Origin of the sequence: Paraburkholderia acidicola, from assembly GCF_002362315.1 — a bacterium.
In the GTDB taxonomy this organism is placed as follows: Bacteria; Pseudomonadota; Gammaproteobacteria; order Burkholderiales; family Burkholderiaceae; genus Paraburkholderia; species Paraburkholderia acidicola.
Genome location: NZ_MTZV01000004.1, coordinates 67,127 through 85,497, shown reverse-complemented (window position 1 = coordinate 85,497; position 18,371 = coordinate 67,127). Strand labels below are relative to the sequence as shown.

The window sequence follows — 18,371 nt, the reverse complement described above, 5'->3', positions numbered from 1 at the left end:
GTCCGCATATGGAGAACACCAAAATGGATGTGCTGTACATCGGGGGAATGGTGCTGTTTGCAGCGCTTACCTTTGCATTGATTGCCGGCTGCGAGAAGCTCATGCAGTTCCGGCGTGGTCAGGGAGCGCGCTCATGAACTGGATTCTGTGGTTGTCCGGTGCCGCGACCGCGCTACTGTTCGTCTACCTCGTCTATGCGCTGCTGCGCGCGGAGGACATTGAATGAACTCGAACAATGTCCTGCAAATTGGCATTTACATTGTCGTGCTGCTCGCGGGCGCCATTCCCGTCTCACGCTATCTGACCGGTGTGATGGATGGCACGTCTCGCGTGGTCCGCTTCGGCGGTCCGCTCGAGCGCTTGCTGTACCGCATCGCGGGGGTCGACTCGTCGACCGAAATGAGCTGGAAGCACTACGCCATCGCCACCGTCGCATTCAACGTGCTCGGCGTACTGTTCCTGTATCTCCTGCTGCGTATTCAAGGCTGGCTGCCGGGCAACCCGCAGCAGTTTGGTCCGATGTCGGTCGACAGCGCCTTCAATACGGCTGTCAGCTTCGTCACCAACACGAACTGGCAGGATTACACGCCTGAGCAGACCGTCGGTTATCTGACGCAGATGCTCGGCCTGACGGTGCAGAACTTCCTGTCTGCTGCCACCGGCATCGTCGTGGTCATCGCGATGATCCGCGGCTTCGCACGTCATTCGGCGAAGACCATCGGCAACTTCTGGGTCGACATCACGCGCGTCACGCTGTACGTGCTGCTGCCGATGGCCGCCATCGTCGCTGCATTGCTGATGAGCCAGGGTGTGATCCAGAACTTCAAGGCCTATCAGGACGTGCCGACGCTGCAAACCACGACCTATGCGGCGCCGAAGCTCGATGCACAAGGTAACCCGGTGAAGGACGCGAAGGGCAACGCGGTAACCGTCGACACGAAGCTGACGACGCAGACCATCGCCATGGGCCCGGTTGCGACACAGGAAGCGATCAAGATGCTCGGCACCAATGGTGGCGGCTTCTTCAACGGGAACTCGGCACACCCGTACGAAAACCCGACCCCGTTCAGCAACTTCCTGCAGATCTTCTCGATGCTGATCATCCCGGCGGCGCTCGCCCTGGTGTTCGGCCGGATGATCATGGACCGCAAGCAGGGTGTCGCCGTACTGGCCGTGATGACGATTGCATTCGCCGCTTGCGTGCTGGGTGAAGTCAGCAGCGAGCAGGCTGGCAACCCGGCGTTCACCGCGCTGCACGTCGACCAGTCCGCTAACGACCTGCAGTCGGGCGGCAACACGGAAGGTAAGGAAACGCGCTTCGGTATCGCGCAGTCGGGCATCTTCACGATCGCCACGACGGCGGCGTCGTGCGGTGCCGTCGATAACACGCACGACTCGCTGACGCCGCTCGGCGGCCTCTATCCGATGCTGCTGATCCAGCTGGGTGAAGTGATCTTCGGCGGTGTGGGCTCCGGTATGTACGGGATGCTCGTGTTCGCGATGCTCGCCGTGTTCGTGGCAGGCCTGATGATTGGCCGCACGCCTGAATATGTCGGCAAGAAGATTGAAGCGTACGAGATGAAGATGGTGTCGATCGTGGTGCTGCTGACGCCGCTGCTGGTGCTGGTCGGTACCTCGATCGCGGTGCTGAGCGATGCGGGCAAGGCGGGTATTTCCAACCCCGGTCCGCACGGCTTCTCGGAAATTCTCTATGCGTTCAGCTCGGCAGGGAACAACAACGGTAGCGCGTTTGCCGGCCTGTCTGTGAACACACCGTTCTACAACTGGTTGACCGCGATTGCGATGTGGTTTGGCCGCTTCGGCTCGCTGGTTCCGGTACTGGCTATCGCCGGCTCGCTGGCAGCCAAGAAGCGCCTGGCGGTCACCGCCGGAACGCTGCCTACGCATGGCCCGCTGTTCGTTGTACTGCTGCTTGGCACGGTGCTGCTGGTTGGCGCACTGACTTACGTGCCTGCACTCGCTCTCGGCCCTGGCGTCGAACATCTGTTGATGATCGCTGGCCACTAACGGGAAAATCGGGGATCCAATGACTGTTCATACTGCAACACGGTCCATGTTCGATCCGGCGCTGGTGCGTCCGGCGATCGTGGACTCATTCAAGAAACTCACGCCGCGCACGCAGTTCCGTAATCCGGTGATGTTCTGCGTCTACGTCGGCAGCATCCTGACGACGATCCTCTGGATCGCCGCGCTGGCTGGTCAGGCCGAAGCGCCTGCGGGGTTCATCCTCGCGGTCGCGCTGTGGCTGTGGTTCACGGTGCTGTTCGCCAACTTCGCGGAAGCGCTCGCTGAAGGCCGTTCGAAGGCCCAGGCCGCGTCACTGCGCAGCGCGAAGAAAGACGTGATGGCCAAGAAGCTCAACGAGCCGCATCCGAAGGCGCCGATCCGCATCACGACGGCGTCCGATCTGCGCAAGGGCGACGTCGTGCTGGTGGAAACCGGCGACGTGATCCCGGCTGACGGCGAAGTGATCGAAGGCGTGGCGTCGGTGGACGAATCGGCGATTACCGGCGAATCCGCACCGGTGATCCGCGAATCGGGCGGCGACTTCTCGTCGGTAACGGGCGGCACGCGCGTGCTGTCGGACTGGATCGTCGTGCGCGTTTCGGTGAATCCGGGCGAAGCGTTCCTCGACCGCATGATTGCGATGGTCGAAGGCGCGAAGCGTCAAAAGACGCCGAACGAAATCGCGCTGACCATTCTGCTGGTCGCACTGACGATCGTGATGCTGCTCGCTACCGCGACGCTGCTGCCGTTCTCGATGTTCTCCGTTGAAGCCGTCAAGGCCGGCCATGTGGTGAGCATTACGGCGCTCGTGGCCCTGCTGGTATGTCTGATTCCGACGACGATTGGTGGCCTGCTGTCCGCGATTGGCGTGGCCGGTATGAGCCGCATGATGCAGGCCAACGTGATTGCCACGTCGGGCCGCGCCGTAGAAGCGGCCGGCGACGTCGATGTGCTGCTGCTCGACAAGACTGGCACGATCACGCTCGGTAACCGTCAGGCTTCGACCTTCGTGCCGGCGCCGGGCGTGACTGAAGAAGCGCTCGCCGATGCGGCACAACTGTCGTCGCTGTCGGACGAAACGCCGGAAGGGCGCAGCATCGTCGTACTCGCCAAGCAGCGTTTCAACATCCGCGCTCGCGACATGGCGTCGCTGCAGGCGGTGTTCCTCGCCTTCACGGCACAGACGCGCATGAGTGGTGTCGATCTGCCGGGTCGCGAGATCCGCAAGGGCGCCGCCGATGCGGTCAAGACCTACGTCGAAGCGAACGGCGGCCGCTATCCGGCAGAAGTGAACAACGCTGTGAGCGAAGTGGCACGCCGCGGTAGCACACCGCTGGTGGTCGCCGAGAAGGGCGAGCACGGCGCACGTGTGCTCGGCGTGATCGAGCTGAAGGACATCGTCAAGGGTGGCATCAAGGAGCGTTTCGCCGAACTGCGCAAGATGGGTATCAAGACCATCATGGTGACGGGCGACAACCGTTTGACCGCAGCCGCGATTGCAGCCGAAGCCGGCGTGGACGACTTCCTCGCGGAAGCGACCCCGGAAGCCAAGCTGACGACGATTCGCTCGTATCAGAGCGAAGGCAAGCTGGTGGCGATGACCGGTGACGGTACCAACGACGCTCCCGCGCTGGCGCAAGCCGACGTGGCCGTGGCGATGAATACCGGCACGCAGGCGGCGAAGGAAGCCGGCAACATGGTCGACCTCGATTCGAACCCGACCAAGCTGATCGAGATCGTCGAAATCGGCAAGCAGATGCTGATGACGCGCGGCTCGCTGACGACGTTCTCGATTGCCAACGACGTCTCCAAGTACTTCGCCATCATCCCGGCCGCGTTTGCGAGCACCTATCCGGTGCTGAACAAGCTGAACGTGATGCATCTGGCTACGCCGGCTTCGGCGATCATGTCGGCGGTGATCTTCAACGCACTGATCATCGTCGCGCTGATTCCGCTGGCGCTGAAGGGTGTGAAGTACCGGCCGCTCGGCGCCTCGATTCTGCTGCGCCGCAATCTGCTGATCTATGGCCTTGGCGGGATCATCGTGCCGTTTATCGGCATCAAGCTGATCGATATGGTGCTGGCCGCGCTCGGCTGGGTTTAACAGGCTGTGTCCGGTGGCATGGGCCGCCGGACACGTCTAACAGGATTGCCAATCATGAAACTTTTTCGTCCGCTTATCGTGCTCTTCGTCGTGCTGTCGGCGATCACGGGACTCGCGTACCCGGCCGTGATGACGGCCATCGGCCAGGGTGTGTTCCACAGCCAGGTCAACGGCAGCATGATCGAACAGAACGGCAAGGTGGTCGGCTCGAAGCTGATCGGCCAGCAGTTCGATGCACCGCAGTATTTCTGGGGCCGTCTGTCGGCCATCAGTCCGAAACCGTATGACTCGACGAGCTCCGGCGGCTCGAACATCGGCCCGACCAATCCGGCGCTGCTGGACGAGGTCAAAGGACGCATCGATGCGCTGAAGGCCGCCGGTACCGATATGTCGAAGCCGGTGCCGGTCGACCTCGTGACATCGTCGGGTAGCGGCCTCGATCCGGAAATCAGCCCGGCTGCCGCTGCGTATCAGGTCGACCGCGTGGCAAAAGCACGCAAGATGAGCGCCAACGATGTCACGGCGCTGGTCGATCGTTATACGACCGGACGCCAGTTCGGCGTGCTCGGCGAGCCGCGTGTGAACGTGCTGGAGCTGAATCTCGCGCTGGATGCCGCAGCGCACGGCTAAGCCGCGTTGTCTCCCCCAAGGCGGCGCCCTGCTGGGCGCCGCTGCTTTTTGCTCTTGTGCCACTGCGTACCCCAGCCATTGCCGATGCGTCCGGCATCCAGCGCCCCCTCGGGCGTTTGCGGATCGCGTGCCGCCGTGCGACCATCGCGCCATGACGGACTGCGCACCTGCATCCGCGGTGCCGCGTCCGCTCTCTATCGACACCCTCGCCACCCTCGATGAACCGACCCAATCCCGACGAACTGCTCGACAAACTGCAGCGCGATGAAGAAAAGCAGCAGCGCGGCAAGCTGAAGATATTTTTCGGTGCGTCGGCGGGCGTGGGCAAGACCTACGCCATGCTGCTGGCGGCGCGCCGTCGCATGGAAGACGACGCCGATGTGCTGGTCGGCATCGCGGAGACGCATGGTCGTAGCGAGACCGCGGCACTGCTCGACGGGCTCGACGTGCTGCCGCTCGCGCATATCGAATACCGCGGCCGCAAGCTCGGCGAATTCGATCTCGACGCGGCGCTCGCGCGCGCACCGCAACTGATCCTCGTCGACGAACTCGCGCATTCGAACGTGCAGGGCGCGCGGCATCTGAAGCGCTGGCAGGACGTCTATGAACTGCTCGATGCGGGCATCGACGTGTACACAACGGTCAACGTCCAGCATCTGGAGAGTCTGAACGACGTGGTCGGACAGATCACCGGCATCCGCGTGTGGGAGACGGTGCCTGACCGCGTATTCGACCGGGCCGATGAAATCACGCTGGTCGATCTGCCCGCCGAAGAACTGCTCGGCCGCATGCGCGACGGCAAGGTGTATATGCCCGCGCAGGCGGAGCGCGCGGTGCGCAATTTCTTTCGCAAGGGCAACCTGATTGCGCTGCGCGAACTGGCGTTGCGACGTACCGCCGACCGTGTCGACGCGCAGATGCGCGAGTACCGCGCCGATCGTTCGATCCAGCGCATCTGGCAGGCACGCGAACGACTGCTGGTGTGCGTCGGTCCTGGTCCCGAAGCGCCGACGCTGGTGCGCGCGGCCGCGCGTCTCGCGGCGAGCTTGAAGGCGGACTGGATCGCCGTGTATGTCGAGACACCGCGACTGCAGCAACTGCCCGCCGCGCGCCGCGAACGCACGCTCGGCGCGTTGCATCTCGCCGCCGAACTGGGCGCCGAAACGGCGACGCTCGCGGGCGCCGATGCGGTCGCCACGCTGGTCAGTTATGCGCGGGTGCGCAATGTGTCGAAGCTCGTCGCGGGTGGCTCGATGCGCACCGGGGTGTCGCGCTGGCTGCGGCGGCCGCTCGGCGAGCGCATCGCGGAGCGCGCCGGCGATCTCGACCTCACGCTGATCCGCGCATTCGAAGAGCGCAGCAGTGACGGCGCGGCGCGCGGTCCGCTCGACGTGGGGGTGCAGACATGGCGCGAAGCGCTGGGTGCCGCCCGCGAACGACGTTCGCCGCCGCGTGCGTACGCATGGGCGCTCACGCTGTGCGCGGTGATTACGCTGGTCGCGAGCCAGTTGATCAATCACATCGATCTGACCAACCTCGTGATGCTGTATCTGCTCGGCGTCATTTTCGCGGCCGTGCGGCTCGGGCGCGGACCGGGCGTCGTGCTGTCGTTCGTCAGTGTCGCGGCGTTCGATTTCTTCTTCGTGCCGCCACGCATGTCGCTGTCCGTATCGGACACGCAGTATCTGTTGACCTTCGTCGGCATGCTGCTGACCTCGCTCGTCATCAGCCATCTGACGTCGAGCCTGCGTCGCGAGGCGAGCGTCGCGCAGCGGCGCGAAGCGCGCACCGGTGCGATGTACGCGATGGCGGGCGAACTGGCCGCGGCGCTCACGACCGAACAGATCGTTGGCATTGGTAGCCGCCATGTCAACGAAGTGTTCCGCGCACGCGTGGCGATGCTGCTGCCGGACAGCGCGGACCAGGTGCGGCAGAAGATCGAAGACCCCGACGCCGAGGTCACGCTCGAAGGCGCGGATCTCGACAGCGACGTTGGCCAGTGGGTCTACGATCAGCAGAAGCCGGCCGGACGCGGTACCGACACGCTGCCTGCCGCGATTGCGCTGTATCTGCCGCTGAAGGCGCCGATGCGCACGCGCGGCGTGCTTGCGGTTGCGACCCGCGATCCGCACGAACTCGATGTGCCCGAACAGCAGCGCATGCTCGATGCGTTTGCTGCGCAGATCGCACTTGCGCTCGAGCGCGTGCATTACGTCGACATTGCCCGCGACGCGCTCGTCAACATGGAATCAGAGCGCCTGCGCAATTCGCTGCTGTCGGCGATTTCGCACGATCTGCGCACGCCACTCACGACGATCGTCGGCTTCGCGTCGATGCTCGCGCAGACCCGTACCGGTACGCCGCAACCTGGCGACGACCTGGTCGAGGCCATTCACGAAGAAGCGCTGCGCATGGCGGGCATCGTCACCAACCTGCTCGATATGGCGCGGCTGCAGGCCGGTGGTCTGCAATTGAACCGCCAATGGTCGCTACTCGAAGAGACCGTGGGCGCCGCGCTGCGCGCATGCCGGCGCGTGCTGGCGCGGCATCCGGCCCAGGTGCGTTTACCTGCCGATCTGCCGCTGCTGCAACTCGACGCGGTCTTGATGGAGCGCCTGTTCGCGAACCTGTTCGAAAACGCCGCCAAGTACGCGCCACCCGATACGCCGCTCGCGATCGGCGCACAGCGCATCGATAGCGCAGACGGCACGCCGTTCGTACGCGTCACCGTCGACGACGCAGGCCCAGGCTTGCCACCGGGCATGGAAACGCGCATCTTCGACAAATTCACACGCGGCGAGAAGGAGTCCGCGAAGCCGGGCATCGGGCTCGGACTCGCGATCTGCCGCGCGATCGTCGAAGCGCACGGCGGTACAATCGGCGCGCTCAACCGGGTGGCCGCGGATGGGCATGTCGAAGGCGCGCGCTTCTGGTTCACGCTGCCGGTCGAGACGCCGCCGCCGGTGCCCGATGTGGGCGATGACACCGATGCGGCTCACGAGAGCGATGAAGACTACCTGACGCCTCTGCCCGACGAGGACATCGATGAAACGCATGAGTCAAACGAACCGCGTGCGCTGCCTCGCCCGAAACCCGTAGCAGGACCCACCGATGAATGAGCCGAGCATCACCGTCGTTCTGATCGAAGACGAAAAGCAGATTCGCCGTTTCGTGCGCACGTCGCTGGAAGGCGAGGGCATCACCGTGTACGACGCGGAAACGGGCAAGCAGGGCCTCATCGAGGCGGCGACCCGCAAACCTGATCTCGTGATCGTCGATCTTGGCTTGCCCGATACCGACGGTCTCGACGTGATCCGCGAACTGCGCGGCTGGAGCGAACTGCCAGTCATCGTGCTGTCGGCGCGTACCCAGGAAAGCGAGAAGGTTGCCGCCCTCGATGCCGGTGCCGACGACTATCTGACCAAACCATTCGGCGTTTCCGAACTGCTCGCGCGGATTCGCGCCCACATGCGCCGGCGCAATCAGGGCGGTGCTAACGAATCACCTCAGGTGCATTTCGGCGCGGTCACCGTCGATCTCGCCCTGCGCCAGGTGTCGCGCGATGGTGCCGCCATTCATCTGACGCCGATCGAATACCGGCTGCTGGCGACGCTCGTGCGGCACGCTGGCCGCGTGCTCACGCACCGGCAACTGCTGCGTGACGTGTGGGGGCCGTCGCATGTCGAGAGCCATCACTATTTGCGCATCTACATGGCGCATCTGCGGCAAAAGCTGGAGCGCGACCCTGCGCAGCCGGAGCATATCGTCACGGAGACGGGGGTGGGTTACCGGCTTGTTGGTGCAACGTGAGCGGCCAGCGTGATCGGCCTGCCAGCCCGATAAAGGCATTTTTGATATAATTACGGTTCGTAAGGACGGCCTTACGTATCCGCAACAACCGGGGACGGCCCCATCTAAACCATGGAGTCGTCACATGTCCTGGATTCTTCTTTTCATCGCCGGCCTGCTCGAAGTCGCATGGGCCGCCGGACTCAAAACCTCTGAAGGTTTCACTCGCCTGTGGCCGTCGGTGTTCACCATCGTCACGGCGCTCGGCAGCTTCATCCTGCTCGCGATGGCCATGCGCCAGTTGCCGCTCGGCACCGCTTACGCAGTCTGGACCGGGATCGGCGCGGTCGGCGCGTTCGTATTTGGGATCGTGATGATGGGCGAGGCGGTGACGCTCGCGCGGGTCGCTAGCGCAGTGTTGATCGTCATCGGCCTGATCGGTCTGAAACTTTCTTCAGGTCACTGACTCGGGTCACTGACTCAGGTCACTTAGCATGCCGCAACGGTGGCCGTGATAAAGCGATTTCGATTGCCCGATCGTCTTCATCACGGTGCCCTGCGAGACCGTCCCGTCACGCTGACGGGTTGCGGTCGAATGGCTGAATCCCACTCAATGCTTCTGATCGCTCTTCGGCTTGGGCGGCGTCTGTACCTTGGTGTACTGGAACGCAGGCGTTGCCTTCAGCGCTTCCTTCGTCGCGCCCGCCAGATACAGATTGCCGTCGCGGATATCTAGCGCGCCGACCGGCACCGCGACATCGTGTGTGGCAACACCCAGAAAGCCGCCCGCAGCAACGATAGCCGCACTGACCGTACCGTCGGGTGCCACGATCAGGTCGCGGATCGAACCGATTTTCTGGTTCTGATCGTTGTAGACCGCCTTGCCGAGAATGCTCTTCTTGACGCTCCAGCCCTGCAGGAGGGCCTGCGATTGCTCGACGGTGACGCTGAGCGGTTGCGTGCCAGCGACCTGCGCGTGAGCGCCGATGCTGGATGCGAGTGCGACCGTAATCAATATTGCCTTGCGCAAAATCATGTTTGTTCGCTCCGTATCGGGATCTCTGCTGTCAGGCACATCTTCTGTGCCGCATAGGACCGCTTCCGACCGTCGGTAGTGCGCGATGCGCATTCCGTGAAGCTGTCACCATCGGTCGCGGCTCGTTGCATCATACCGACTCCCGGATCAGCATGCAGTCAAGTGGGACTGACCCTGCATCACGGCGCTGTCACACGAATGCACCGTTTGTCGTTCATCGTTGCGTCATGGATGCCATGCGAACGCGCGGTGCAGCTTAAATGCGCCGATTATCGCGATCGCTTATCCTTCCGTTGATCCATTCGAGGAGATTACGATGCCCAACGCTTCTATCAACGCAGCGGCTTCATCCGACCTGACGACGTCTCTCTCCGGTTATGAATTGCTCGCCGATCCCCTGCTCAACAAAGGCACGGCATTCACCGAAGCCGAGCGCGATCTCTTCGATCTGCACGGCCTCCTGCCGCCGAATATCGGCACGCTCGAAGAACAGGTTTCGCGGCGCCTGCAGGTGTTGCGCAGTTTCGCCACCGATCTCGAACGCTACGCGTTTCTCAGAGAACTGCAGGACAGCAATGAAACGCTGTTCTTCGCACTGCTGGTGCAGAACCTCGAGGAGCTGTTGCCGGTCGTGTACACACCGACAGTCGGCGCCGGCTGCCAGCAATTCAGCAAGTTGTTCCGCAAGCCGCGTGGGCTGTTCCTGAGTTTGCCGCACAAGAACCGTATCGAAGCGATCCTCGCGCATCCGCGTTTCGATAACGTCGAGGCGATCGTCGTCACCGACGGCGAGCGCATTCTCGGCCTCGGCGATCAGGGTGCGGGCGGCATGGGTATTCCGATCGGCAAGCTCGCGCTCTATACGGGCTGCGGCGGGCTTCACCCGGCCACCACGCTACCGATCATGCTCGACGTCGGCACCGACAATCCCGATTGCCTGAGCGATCCGCTCTATATCGGCTGGCGCCACGAACGCGTGCGTGGGCAGGAGTACGACGATTTCATCGACGCGTTTGTCCAGGCGGTGATCAAGCGGTGGCCGCACGTGCTGCTGCAATGGGAAGATTTCGCGAAGAACAACGCGACCCGTATGCTCGAGCGCTACCGCGACAGCCTCTGCACATTCAACGACGATGTCCAGGGCACCGCGGCCGTCGCGACCGGCACGCTGCTGTCGGCGATCAACGTCACCGGTGTGCCGCTCACCGAGCAACGTATTGCCGTGATGGGCGCCGGTTCGGCCGGCTGCGGGATTGCGAGTCTGATCCGTCAGGCGATGACGGATGCGGGTCTGTCGGACAGCGAAGCCGGCCGGCGCTTCTTCATGGTCGATCGCGATGGCTTGCTGGTCGAGGGCATGGAGGGTCTGGCTTCGTTCCAGCAACCGTTCGTGCAGCAGAAGGCGGCGGTTGGCGGCTGGACGCTCGATCACCCGGACAAGATCGCACTGCTCGATGTCGTGCGCAACGCGAAGCCAACGGTGCTGATCGGCGTGTCGGGGCAACCGGGCGCGTTTTCCGAACCGGTGGTGCGCGCGATGGCCGAGTTCAACAAGCGGCCGGTCATTTTCCCGCTCTCGAATCCGACCTCGCGCGCCGAGGCAACCCCCGAAGACCTCGAAGCATGGAGCGAGGGCAGGGCTGTCATCGGCACGGGTAGCCCGTTCCCGCCGCTGACCCGCAATGGCGCGAGATTCAAGGTCGACCAGACCAACAACTCCTATATCTTCCCTGGCGTCGGGCTCGGGGCCATTGCCGTGAAGGCCGAACGCGTCACCGACGCCATGTTCATGGTCGCAGCCAAAGCGCTGGCCGGGGCTTCGCCCGCGCGCAACGATCCGCGCAGCAATCTGCTGCCGCCTGTCACTTCGCTGCGCGAGGTGTCGGTGACGGTGGCGCTTGCGGTGGCCCTTCAGGCGCATAAGGAAGGACTGACCAAGGGCATCGATACCGATCAGATAGAAGGTTTGATCCGCGCGAAGATCTGGGCCCCGCACTACGTCCCGTTCAGCCGGACCAGAAGCAGCGTCGCCTGACCCAGCCCGAACCAATCCGAACCCGCCAGGATAGCCAGAGCAGCCATAAAAAGGGGGTATTGCTGTGCTCAACACCATTCTCAATGGGTTGTTGCCGATCGCGTTCGTCATCGGGCTCGGCTGGCTATCGTGCCGGCTCGGCCTGCTGAAGCACGCCGATGCGGGCGTGCTTGCCACACTGGTCATTCGTTTCGCACTGCCTTTTGCGCTGTTCGAAGGGGCAGTCAAGACCTCGCCGGACAAACTGCAGAACGTGGGCTTTGCCGCCTGCCTGACGCTGGGGTTGATGGGCACCTATGTGATTGCGTTGCTCGTGGGCCGCTATGTGTTCAAGCACGATCTGCGTACGGCCACGATGCAGGCGCTGGTCTGCGCGTTTCCCGATATGGCTTACTTCGGCGCGCCCATTCTGGCGGCAGTATTTGGGCCTGAGGGGTTTCTCGCCGTGCTGGTCGGCAATCTGATCACCAGCATCTTCATGCTGCCGCTCACTATTGTGCTGACGAATCTGCACGGCAAGGGCACTGAAGGAAACGGCTGGCAGGAGGCGCTGCATGTGTTCGGGCAGAGCATTGTGCGAGCGGTGATCAATCCGATTGTCTGGCTGCCTATCCTCGGCATGGTGCTGAGCTTCGCGCACGTCACCTTGCCTGGACCGGTGCTCACATCCGTCGATCTGATCGCGAAGGCCGCCGGTGGGACGTCGCTATTTGCACTTGGACTGATGTTGTACGGCGAGCGCTTCGTCATCAATGCCAATGTGCTGACCAACCTCGGGATCAAGAATGTGCTGCAGCCGGCACTGATGGCGCTCGGTGCGGTGCTGTTCGGTGTGGTCGGTGCGCCTGCACACCAGGCGGTCATCACGGGCGCTGTGCCGACTGCAACGGCCGCTGCAATGTTCGCGCTGAAGAGCAACACCTACACCACCGATGCAACCGCCACGATTCTGGTCAGTACTCTGCTCGGTGTGCTGACAGAAGGCTTGCTGATTGCTTACTTTTTCTGATCTTCTTCTGATCGACAGCGTCCTGCTGCGACACTGCAAACGCCTGGCGCGACAGCGCCAGGCAAGCCTCCCCGCCACGTTCGGCGCGCCTCACATCATGCTGGTGGAATAACGGTCTGGACATCGGGGCCATCGGTCGAGCAGACTGTGCGTGCGCGTTCGACGGATCGCTACAAATCGCGACAAACAATATCGGCTCCTGTGATTACGCTTCTACCCGGCCGCTGACGCTTGCCCTGATGGAGCGGGTGAATCAGTCAGCATTGTCGGAGTAAAGCGAACGCATGATCCGCGATGAGAGCGCTCGGTGATGCATCGTGTTCGCGAGAAACGGCTTACCTGTTCGCACCGGAACCGTTATGAACCAACCCCGGCGTGCCGCGGATTCCAGCGCCCAGACGCTCACGGTATTGTTTGTCGATCAGAGCGGCCAGCTCGGTGGGGCAGAGTTTGCGCTGCTGTCGCTGGCTGGCCGGTACGCGTCTCGTGGCAAGGTCGTGTTGCTGTCGGAGGGACCCTTTCGCGCGCGACTCGAAGCGCTCGGCGTGCACGTGCAGGTGATCGGCAACGAACGCGTGTCGAGCATCCACCGGCAATCGATACGATTCGGCTGGTTGCGCGCACTACCGGGTATCGTGAGCCAGGTGCGGGCCATCGCCGCAGAGGCAAAACGTTTCGATGTTCTGTTTCTAAACACACAAAAGGCACTCGTGCTCGGCGCACTGGGTAAGCCGCTTCATCGTCGGCCCGTCATCTGGTATCTGCACGACATCATGTCGTCGCAACACTTCGGTTTCGCCCAGCGCGTCATCGTCAGATGGATCGTTTGCCATGTGGTCGATCGTGTAGTCGCGAATTCGCGCGCGTCCGCACAGGCGCTTGCGGCACTCACCGGCGGGGCGGCCGACAGACTGACCGTCGTGCATAACGGCATCGACACGAGCATCTTCGATAGTTTCGGCTCGCTCGACGCCAGCGACATTGCCGTATTGCGGCGGCGCCTCGGTTTGCCCGAACACACCTGGCTCGCGGGACTGTTCGGCCGGATCGCACCGTGGAAGGGGCAGCACGTTGCCATTGCCGCACTGGCCCATTTGCCCGACGTGCATCTGGTACTCGTCGGCGATGCGCTGTATGGCGAGCACGCCTACGCGCAGGAACTGCGCGATCTCGCGAAGCGCATCGGCGTCACCGAACGCGTACACTTCGTCGGCTTTCGCGACGAGATACCGGCGTGGATGAAAGCGATGGACGTCATCCTGCATACATCGACAGAACCGGAGCCGTTTGGGCGCGTGATTGTCGAGGGGATGGCGGCTGCGAAGCCGGTCATCGCGACTGCGGCCGGCGGCGTTACCGAAATCATCCAGCACCAGCGCAATGGCTGGCTGGTGCAGCCTGGTGACGAGAAGGAACTCGCCGATGCGGTGAGTACCTTGCGTGCATCGCCGGACCTCGCGCAGCGTCTCGCCGAACAGGGCCATGCCGATGCGCAGTGCGATTTTTCGCTCGATGGTTTTCTGCGCAAGATGGCGCAAGAGATTGCGAATACCGCGCGATGAGGATGTCGCGCGTCGCGGATCAGGCCCACTTCGCATGGGTTTGCCTATCGTTTTCCCGTTAGTGCGATGGCTCGACTGGGTCGAAACCCCCTGCCTGTGCGCTGTGGTGCGACAAGGTTAAATCGCCGGAAGGCCTGTCGCCATTGACGGGAAGGGTAGTGGCCGAAGCCAGCGCGCCAGGCTGCAAGCGGATTATGAGTCCGCTGCTCACACTGCCCGCCAGCCGTTCTCCAGTGGGCCGCGAATTAACGTGGCTATAATGAAAGCCATATTTACCTGAACAACCTGAACTTCCCCGCGCTCGCGGTCCGCTATAGCAGACGGGCTTTGCGCGGGATCGGCGGCTTCGGCGCGGCGGATTCCACGCGGTTCCACGCTATTCGATGCGATTCCATGCACGAGCAGCGCAGATCCAGCGAACCTACCGAAGCACCCGGCATGCAGCGCGCGCCAGGAGGCGGCCATGCTTGAACCTCTTTCTCTTGCAGCAGGGTTGTCGTGGGGCAGCGGTCTGCGCCTCTATCTGACGGTCCTGCTTGCCGGCGTGCTCGAACGCCTCGGCTTCATCCATCTGCCCGATACGCTGTCCGTGCTGTCGTCGCCGTGGGTCATCGGTGTCGCAGCCGTCCTCACCGTCACCGAATTTCTCGCCGACAAGATCCCCGCTTTCGATTCCCTCTGGGACGCCGTGCACACGTTTATCCGCATTCCCGCTGGCGCCGTGCTCGCGGTCGGCGCGTTCGGTCATGCCGATCCGGCACTGCTGACGGTCGCGGCGCTGGCCGGCGGTACGCTCGCCGGCACGGCCCATCTCGCGAAGGCGGGCACGCGGGCCCTGATCAACCTGTCACCGGAACCGGTGTCGAACATCGTGACATCGACCGCCGAAGACGGCCTGGTGTTCGGCGGCCTGCTGCTCGCGCTGTTCGTCCCGCTGCTGTTCCTCGTGCTGCTGATCGGCTTCCTCGCGCTGGCCGGCTGGGCGCTGCCGCGTCTGTGGCGCGGTGTGCAGGGCAGTTATCGCGGGATGGCGACGCATATGGTGACGCGCTTCGGCTCGCTCAGAGGCAGGCACGATTGAGCGACGCTGCGCAGACCTCCTTGCCGCGCACCGCGGCGCATCGCCTTGCATGGCCCGATCTGCTGCGTCAGGCGTGGCGGATGACCGCGCGCGACTGGCGCGCGGGCGAACTCACGATGCTGCTGCTCGCGCTCGTGCTGGCCGTCGCCGCGCTCGCCAGCGTGGGTTTTCTGGGTGACCGGCTGCAGAAGGGGCTGGAGCGCGATGCACGGAAGATGCTCGCGGCCGACTTCATCGTGCGCGCCGATCATCCGGTCGAACCGAAATTCTTCCAGCAGGCGAAGGCGCTCGATCTCGAGACCGCTACCACCGCAATCTTTCCGAGCATGGTCGGTACGGCCGGCGCGCAACCGCTGTCGCGTCTCGCAGCGCTGAAAGCCGTCTCGTCCGGCTATCCACTGCGCGGCGAACTGCGCATTGCCTCTTCACCGACCGCTGCCGATCATCCCGCCACATCGATTCCACCGCCCGGTGTCGTCTGGGTCGATCCCGCGCTGCTCGAGTCGCTGAAGCTGCATGTCGGCGACGCGGTGCGGGTCGGCAGTCGCAGCTTCACGATCGGCGCGGTGATCACGCGCGAACTCGATCGCGGTTTCGCCTTCGTCAATTTCTCGCCGCGCCTGATGCTGCGTTTCGACGATCTGCCGTCGACCGGTCTCATCACCTACGGCAGCCGTGTCACCTACCGGCTGCTGGTGGCCGGCGCCGAACCGGCAGTCACGACGTTCTCGCAATGGGCGCATCAACAGACCGATGGCGGCAAGCTGCGCGGCGTCGCGCTCGGATCGCTGCAGGACGGCCAGCCGCAGGTCCGGCAAACGCTCGATCGCGCGAGTCACTTCCTCACGCTCGTCTCGCTGCTGACCGCGCTGCTCGCGGCGGTCGCGATCGCGATGGCCGCGCATCGCTACATGCGTCGGCATCTCGATGGCTGCGCGGCGATGCGTTGTCTCGGTGTGAGCCAGCGCACGCTGCGCGCGCTCTTCACGATCGAATTCGTGGCGCTCGGCCTGCTCGGTGGCGCGGTCGGTGTTGCGCTCGGCTACGCAGGGCATCTTGTGCTGTTGTGGTGGCTCGGCAGCCTGATCGATGTCATGCTGCCGCAGCCTGGCGTATTGCCCGCGCTCGAAGGAATTGCGGCGGGCCTCGTGCTGCTGCTCGGCTTCGCGTTGCCGCCGTTGTTGCCGCTCACACGCGTGCCGCCGGTGCGCGTGTTGCGGCGCGAGTGGGGCGAAGCGGAACGCACCGCATGGGCCGCGTATGCGCTCGGCGTCGTGCTGTTCGCGGCGCTGCTGATCGTCGCGGCGGGCGAGTTGAAGCTCGGCGGTATTGTCGCGGGCGGTTTTGCAGGCGGGCTGCTGGTGTTCATGTGCGTGGCGCGTGTGGCGTTGTGGGCATCGGCACGACTCGTGCGGAGCGAGCGCCTGAATGCGGGAATCGGCTGGCGTTATGCGCTTGCCTCGCTCGAACGGCGCAGCGGTGCGAGCGCGCTGCAGATCACGGCGTTGAGCATCGGCCTGATGTGTCTGCTGCTGATCGCGATGACACGCAACGATCTGGTCAACGGCTGGCGCAAGTCGACACCGCCCGATGCACCGAACGAATTCATCATCGACATCCAGCCCGATCAGCGCGCGGCCATCACGCAGTATCTGACGACACACGGCTGGCCCGACGCAACGCTGTCGCCGATGGTGCGCGGCCGGCTCGTCGCGATCAACGGTAAAGCGGTGAACCCGGATTCGTACAAGAGCGAAGATGCGCGCCGGCTGGTCGATCGCGAGTTCAACCTGTCGTACACGACGACACTGCCGGGCGACAATCGCATCGAGGCGGGCGAGTGGTACGGCAACAGCGACAAGCCGCAAATCTCGATCGAGCAGGGCCTCGCGAAGCTGATCAACGTGAAGCCCGGCGACGTGCTGCGTTTCGACGTGACGGGTCTGACCGTCGATGCGCCGGTGACGAGTGTGCGTAAGCTCGACTGGGGTTCGTTCAAGGTGAACTTCTTCGTGCTGATGCCGCCTGCCGCGCTGCGCGATTTTCCGGCGACGTTCATCACGAGTTTCCATCTGGCGCCCAGCCAGCAGAGTGTGATCGACAACCTGATTGCGACCTGGCCGGGGCTCACCGCGATCGATATGGGGCCGATCCTGGCCCAGGTGCAGAACGTCCTCGAACAGGTGATCGGCGCCGTGCAGTTCCTGTTTGCGTTCACGCTTGCAGCAGGTGTGCTCGTTCTGTACGCGGCGCTTGCCGGTACACGCGACGAACGCATGCGAGAATCCGCGCTGCTGCGCGCGCTCGGCGCATCGCATCGCCAGGTGCGGGCGGTCCAGGTCGCGGAGTTCGTCGCGGTGGGCGCGCTATCGGGATTGATGGCGGCCATCGGTGCGCAGGTGATCGGCTGGGTGCTGGCCACGCGCGTTTTCGAGTTCTATCTGTCGTTCGATCCGTGGCTGCTGCCGGCCGGTGTGGCGGCAGGTGTCGTGTGCGCGGCGCTTGGCGGATGGCTGAGCCTGCGGCATGTGCTGTCGCGTCCCGCGCTGCAGTCGCTGCGCGACGCGTGATTTTTTGTTCCTCCGTGTTGCCGAGTAGAAAACTGTATGACTGAACCCATCGAAACAACTGAAACAGCGGCCGCCGAGAAGACCGCGTTCGAACTCGTAGGCGGCGAGGCGCGCGTGCGCGAACTGATCGACCGCTTCTACGACCTGATGGATATCGAGCCAGAATTCGCGGGCATTCGCTCGCTGCATCCGCCCACACTGGATGGCTCACGCGACAAGTTTTTCTGGTTTCTGTGCGGCTGGCTGGGCGGCCCGGACCACTACATCAGCCGCTTTGGCCATCCGCGATTGCGCGCGCGTCACCTGCCGTTTGCGATCGGCGAGAGCGAGCGCGACCAGTGGCTGCACTGCATGGCGTGGGCAATGGAAGACGTGGGCCTCGACGCCGTGTTACGCGAACGGCTTCTACATTCGTTCTTCGATACGGCAGACTGGATGCGCAACCAGCCTTCACCAGTACAGAAGATTTAGGCCCGGTGGATGCAGCAGGTCCACGACAGGGCCTTGTGTTGATTCGATGAAATCCA

The 18,371-nt window shown here is 63.5% G+C and carries 15 protein-coding genes; 14 read left to right on the top strand and 1 reads right to left on the bottom strand.

The window, feature by feature from the left end; all coding sequences use genetic code 11:
- The first annotated feature begins 23 nt into the window (after window positions 1-23).
- The 8 genes from BWP39_RS32290 to sugE all read left to right on the top strand — a co-directional run bounded on the left by BWP39_RS32290 (window position 24) and on the right by sugE (window position 9,017).
- Window positions 24-137, top strand: a complete 114-nt coding sequence (locus BWP39_RS32290) for a potassium ABC transporter ATPase (protein WP_096722412.1) — start codon at window positions 24-26, stop codon at window positions 135-137.
- Window positions 134-226, top strand: coding sequence for a K(+)-transporting ATPase subunit F (gene kdpF / locus BWP39_RS10605; protein WP_011487462.1), 93 nt, complete (start codon window positions 134-136; stop codon window positions 224-226). Before BWP39_RS32290 ends, kdpF begins: the two co-directional genes overlap by 4 nt.
- A complete protein-coding gene (gene kdpA, locus BWP39_RS10600; RefSeq protein ID WP_096719877.1) occupies window positions 223-2,028 on the top strand; it encodes a potassium-transporting ATPase subunit KdpA in 1,806 nt (601 codons plus the stop codon). Before kdpF ends, kdpA begins: the two co-directional genes overlap by 4 nt.
- A 19-nt stretch (window positions 2,029-2,047) precedes the next feature.
- Window positions 2,048-4,132, top strand: coding sequence for a potassium-transporting ATPase subunit KdpB (gene kdpB / locus BWP39_RS10595; protein WP_096719875.1), 2,085 nt, complete (start codon window positions 2,048-2,050; stop codon window positions 4,130-4,132).
- Between the two features lie 54 nt (window positions 4,133-4,186).
- Complete coding sequence (gene kdpC / locus BWP39_RS10590; RefSeq protein WP_407944789.1) at window positions 4,187-4,762, top strand: potassium-transporting ATPase subunit KdpC; 576 nt, start codon at window positions 4,187-4,189, stop codon at window positions 4,760-4,762.
- 218 nt (window positions 4,763-4,980) lie between these two features.
- Window positions 4,981-7,881 (top strand): DUF4118 domain-containing protein, encoded by a 2,901-nt coding sequence (locus tag BWP39_RS10585; protein ID WP_096719873.1) that lies wholly within the window; start codon window positions 4,981-4,983, stop codon window positions 7,879-7,881.
- Complete coding sequence (kdpE, locus tag BWP39_RS10580) at window positions 7,874-8,572, top strand: two-component system response regulator KdpE (RefSeq protein ID WP_091018417.1); 699 nt, start codon at window positions 7,874-7,876, stop codon at window positions 8,570-8,572. Before BWP39_RS10585 ends, kdpE begins: the two co-directional genes overlap by 8 nt.
- 124 nt (window positions 8,573-8,696) lie before the next feature.
- The gene (sugE, locus tag BWP39_RS10575) at window positions 8,697-9,017 is read left to right on the top strand and encodes a quaternary ammonium compound efflux SMR transporter SugE (RefSeq protein WP_096719871.1); all 321 of its coding nucleotides are present in this window, start codon (window positions 8,697-8,699) and stop codon (window positions 9,015-9,017) included.
- A 144-nt stretch (window positions 9,018-9,161) separates the two neighbouring features.
- Here the strand turns inward: sugE and BWP39_RS10570 are convergent, their stop codons facing one another.
- Entirely contained in the window at window positions 9,162-9,587 is a 426-nt protein-coding gene (locus tag BWP39_RS10570; protein ID WP_096722408.1) for a PRC-barrel domain-containing protein, read from the bottom strand.
- A 316-nt stretch (window positions 9,588-9,903) separates the two neighbouring features.
- Here BWP39_RS10570 and BWP39_RS10565 point away from each other — a divergent pair, with 316 nt between their 5' ends.
- The 6 genes from BWP39_RS10565 to BWP39_RS10535 all read left to right on the top strand — a co-directional run bounded on the left by BWP39_RS10565 (window position 9,904) and on the right by BWP39_RS10535 (window position 18,315).
- Window positions 9,904-11,622, top strand: coding sequence for an NAD-dependent malic enzyme (locus BWP39_RS10565; protein WP_096719869.1), 1,719 nt, complete (start codon window positions 9,904-9,906; stop codon window positions 11,620-11,622).
- Window positions 11,623-11,686: 64 nt separating this feature from the next.
- Complete coding sequence (locus BWP39_RS10560; RefSeq protein WP_096719867.1) at window positions 11,687-12,631, top strand: AEC family transporter; 945 nt, start codon at window positions 11,687-11,689, stop codon at window positions 12,629-12,631.
- Between the two features lie 359 nt (window positions 12,632-12,990).
- Window positions 12,991-14,193 (top strand): glycosyltransferase family 4 protein, encoded by a 1,203-nt coding sequence (locus BWP39_RS10555; protein WP_096719865.1) that lies wholly within the window; start codon window positions 12,991-12,993, stop codon window positions 14,191-14,193.
- Window positions 14,194-14,656: 463 nt separating this feature from the next.
- Window positions 14,657-15,274, top strand: coding sequence for a DUF4126 domain-containing protein (locus tag BWP39_RS10545; RefSeq protein ID WP_096719861.1), 618 nt, complete (start codon window positions 14,657-14,659; stop codon window positions 15,272-15,274).
- An 80-nt stretch (window positions 15,275-15,354) separates the two neighbouring features.
- The gene (locus BWP39_RS10540) at window positions 15,355-17,844 is read left to right on the top strand and encodes an ABC transporter permease (RefSeq protein WP_096722406.1); all 2,490 of its coding nucleotides are present in this window, start codon (window positions 15,355-15,357) and stop codon (window positions 17,842-17,844) included.
- 36 nt (window positions 17,845-17,880) lie between these two features.
- The gene (locus tag BWP39_RS10535; protein WP_096719859.1) at window positions 17,881-18,315 is read left to right on the top strand and encodes a group II truncated hemoglobin; all 435 of its coding nucleotides are present in this window, start codon (window positions 17,881-17,883) and stop codon (window positions 18,313-18,315) included.
- Window positions 18,316-18,371: the final 56 nt, after the last annotated feature.

Excerpts from the sequence above, each read along its gene's own strand:
- BWP39_RS32290 (WP_096722412.1), top strand. The coding sequence starts at position 24 with ATGGATGTGCTGTACATCGGGGGAATGGTGCTGTTTGCAGCGCTTACC.
- kdpF (WP_011487462.1), top strand. The coding sequence starts at position 134 with ATGAACTGGATTCTGTGGTTGTCCGGTGCCGCGACCGCGCTACTGTTC.
- kdpA (WP_096719877.1), top strand. The coding sequence starts at position 223 with ATGAACTCGAACAATGTCCTGCAAATTGGCATTTACATTGTCGTGCTG.
- kdpB (WP_096719875.1), top strand. The coding sequence starts at position 2,048 with ATGACTGTTCATACTGCAACACGGTCCATGTTCGATCCGGCGCTGGTG.
- kdpC (WP_407944789.1), top strand. The coding sequence starts at position 4,187 with ATGAAACTTTTTCGTCCGCTTATCGTGCTCTTCGTCGTGCTGTCGGCG.
- BWP39_RS10585 (WP_096719873.1), top strand. The coding sequence starts at position 4,981 with ATGAACCGACCCAATCCCGACGAACTGCTCGACAAACTGCAGCGCGAT.
- kdpE (WP_091018417.1), top strand. The coding sequence starts at position 7,874 with ATGAATGAGCCGAGCATCACCGTCGTTCTGATCGAAGACGAAAAGCAG.
- sugE (WP_096719871.1), top strand. The coding sequence starts at position 8,697 with ATGTCCTGGATTCTTCTTTTCATCGCCGGCCTGCTCGAAGTCGCATGG.
- BWP39_RS10570 (WP_096722408.1), bottom strand. The coding sequence starts at position 9,587 with ATGATTTTGCGCAAGGCAATATTGATTACGGTCGCACTCGCATCCAGC.
- BWP39_RS10565 (WP_096719869.1), top strand. The coding sequence starts at position 9,904 with ATGCCCAACGCTTCTATCAACGCAGCGGCTTCATCCGACCTGACGACG.
- BWP39_RS10555 (WP_096719865.1), top strand. The coding sequence starts at position 12,991 with ATGAACCAACCCCGGCGTGCCGCGGATTCCAGCGCCCAGACGCTCACG.
- BWP39_RS10545 (WP_096719861.1), top strand. The coding sequence starts at position 14,657 with ATGCTTGAACCTCTTTCTCTTGCAGCAGGGTTGTCGTGGGGCAGCGGT.
- BWP39_RS10540 (WP_096722406.1), top strand. The coding sequence starts at position 15,355 with ATGACCGCGCGCGACTGGCGCGCGGGCGAACTCACGATGCTGCTGCTC.
- BWP39_RS10535 (WP_096719859.1), top strand. The coding sequence starts at position 17,881 with ATGACTGAACCCATCGAAACAACTGAAACAGCGGCCGCCGAGAAGACC.